The sequence below is a fragment of the Bilophila wadsworthia ATCC 49260 genome (assembly GCF_000701705.1).
Taxonomy (GTDB): Bacteria; Desulfobacterota; Desulfovibrionia; order Desulfovibrionales; family Desulfovibrionaceae; genus Bilophila; species Bilophila wadsworthia.
On record NZ_JNJP01000179.1, the window covers coordinates 1 to 1796 of the forward strand.

Here is a 1796-nt window from a genome sequence, read left to right on the forward strand (position 1 = left end):
CGGAACCGTTTTGACTGCCACGTGGGCTTGTCCAGCGTCCGGGCAAGCACGGAATCGTAATGCAGGATCGTGCCCACATAGACCACATCCATGCTTCCGTCGGCGGCTCCAAGATTCAAGACGGTCTTTTGCAACCAGTCTTGCAACTTGTCGCGCTGCTCGGGCTTGGCCACGTTCTCGTCGTTTTCCAGATCGTCCAGAATCACAAGATCCGGGCGGTACGGGCCATGACGCAGGCCGCGCATACGCTTGCCCGCGCCGAGGGCTTGGAGCTTCACGTTTTGGGCGGTCAAAATGGTGCCGACGTTCCATACGCGCCCGCGCCCGGTTTCTGTGGGAAAGTCCATAGCAAGGCGCGGGTTGCCGTCCAGCTCCGCCTTGACCGCCTCCAAGAGAATCGCGGCCTGTTCCAGCGCGTCGGCAATGATCAGGATGTAGCGTTTACGCCCGGTAAGAACGCACCACAGCACGAAAAACAGGGAGATAAATGTGCTTTTCGCTTCGCCGCGCGGAGCGGCAAGGGCGATGTGCTGGCCTTCGCGGGCTTCGGCCATGCGCGGCAAGGCGGCGTCAAGCCATGTATGCAACGTGCTGTCGCCGGGGATCGTGCAGTAGTGCGGGAAGTACGTGCGCCGGAAAAAGATAAAGTCGGCAAGCGCCTGTTCCCGGCGCTTGGTGGAAGCCTTGGGATCGGACGGGAAGCCCTCGCAATCAGCTTCGATCTGTTGTTGCAGGGCGGCGGCAATGTCGGCAAGCGCGTACCGGAACTGTTTAGCGGAAAGTTTTTTCATTTTCCGTACTCCTTCTCAACCAGATCGCCGAATGGCTCCAGCACCTCTAAAAGTGCTGAAGCGTGTTGCGGAAAATGTTTGATTGTAAAATCAGCAAGCATTCTAATAAGATTAGTGGATGTGCTCAGCTCGTCTATTCCCGGTAAAATGCGCTTGCTTGCGGCAATGGTTTTTGCAAAAGAGTCGGCAAGGGAAGACAGCGCTTCCACCTTTTCGGCGGGCGGCATGTCTTCATCCTTACCGATCCGCTCCATCAATGTGCGGTGCTGCAACACGTAGTCATTGAGCATCTGGCGGGCCACGGCTTCCATGCCCTCGCCCGCCAGACTTGACGCCGCCTTGACCTTGTCCCAATCGTCATCTTCGGCTTTTTGCGCGTCGGTCTTCCAGCGCCGGGCCGTACCGATGGAAATACCGACAAGGGCGGCGGCCTCCTCAAGGGACAGCGCCTTATAGCAGTATGCCGAGCGCAGGGCCATGCGTTTGCTTTTCGGATGGGCCATTACGCGCGCACCCCAAGAATAAGTTGAGCATAGACAAGGGCCACGGCGACGACGGCCCCGGAAAGCCCGCCGGAAACTACGCTGTTCGTGGCGGCATGTTCCTGCCCATTTTCAACCGTGGCCGCCAGCGCATCAACCTTCTTTTCAATGCGGGCCAGTGCCTGCAACACCTCGTTATCATGCTTGCTTTCCATGACTTCCCCCTGAGCGTACCGAGTCAGCGACGCGATCAAGCTTGTCGTCAACCCGTTCCAGGCCCGCAAGGATCTGTCCGGTACGTTCCCGGCAATCCTCGCGCGGCACATAGTTCTTGTGCATTTCTTCAACAATGCGGCATTGGTTTTCTTTCAGCTCGTCAACGCGGCCCTCAAGCCGGGTGCCCCAGTAGGCCAGCAAGCCGCATACCAGACTGAGAAGGCCGATAATCACCGTCTGCGCGTCCATCGTCACGGCGACACCACCCTCGCCAGCGTACCGAGCTGGCTTTCAAGCCCCCGGCAAT

At 58.6% G+C, this 1796-nt stretch carries 3 protein-coding genes and 1 pseudogene; all 4 read right to left on the bottom strand.

The genetic code is table 11. The features are described 5' to 3' along the window. A pseudogene (locus T370_RS0121770) lies at positions 1 to 791 on the bottom strand (phage terminase large subunit); the annotation flags it as partial. Further along, entirely contained in the window at positions 788 to 1294 is a 507-nt protein-coding gene (locus T370_RS0121775) for a DUF1804 family protein (protein ID WP_029437000.1), read from the bottom strand. The pseudogene T370_RS0121770 and the gene T370_RS0121775, both read right to left, overlap by 4 nt. Beyond that, on the bottom strand, positions 1294 to 1488 hold the full coding sequence (locus tag T370_RS0121780; RefSeq protein WP_029437001.1) for a hypothetical protein: 195 nt from the start codon (positions 1486 to 1488) through the stop codon (positions 1294 to 1296). The genes T370_RS0121775 and T370_RS0121780 overlap by 1 nt, the downstream gene beginning before the upstream one ends. Then, positions 1472 to 1738, bottom strand: coding sequence for a hypothetical protein (locus T370_RS0121785; protein WP_029436512.1), 267 nt, complete (start codon positions 1736 to 1738; stop codon positions 1472 to 1474). Before T370_RS0121785 ends, T370_RS0121780 begins: the two co-directional genes overlap by 17 nt. Positions 1739 to 1796: the final 58 nt, after the last annotated feature.

Coding starts and splice junctions, on each gene's coding strand:
- T370_RS0121775 (WP_029437000.1), bottom strand. CDS start 1,294: ATGGCCCATCCGAAAAGCAAACGCATGGCCCTGCGCTCGGCATACTGC.
- T370_RS0121780 (WP_029437001.1), bottom strand. CDS start 1,488: ATGGAAAGCAAGCATGATAACGAGGTGTTGCAGGCACTGGCCCGCATT.
- T370_RS0121785 (WP_029436512.1), bottom strand. CDS start 1,738: ATGGACGCGCAGACGGTGATTATCGGCCTTCTCAGTCTGGTATGCGGC.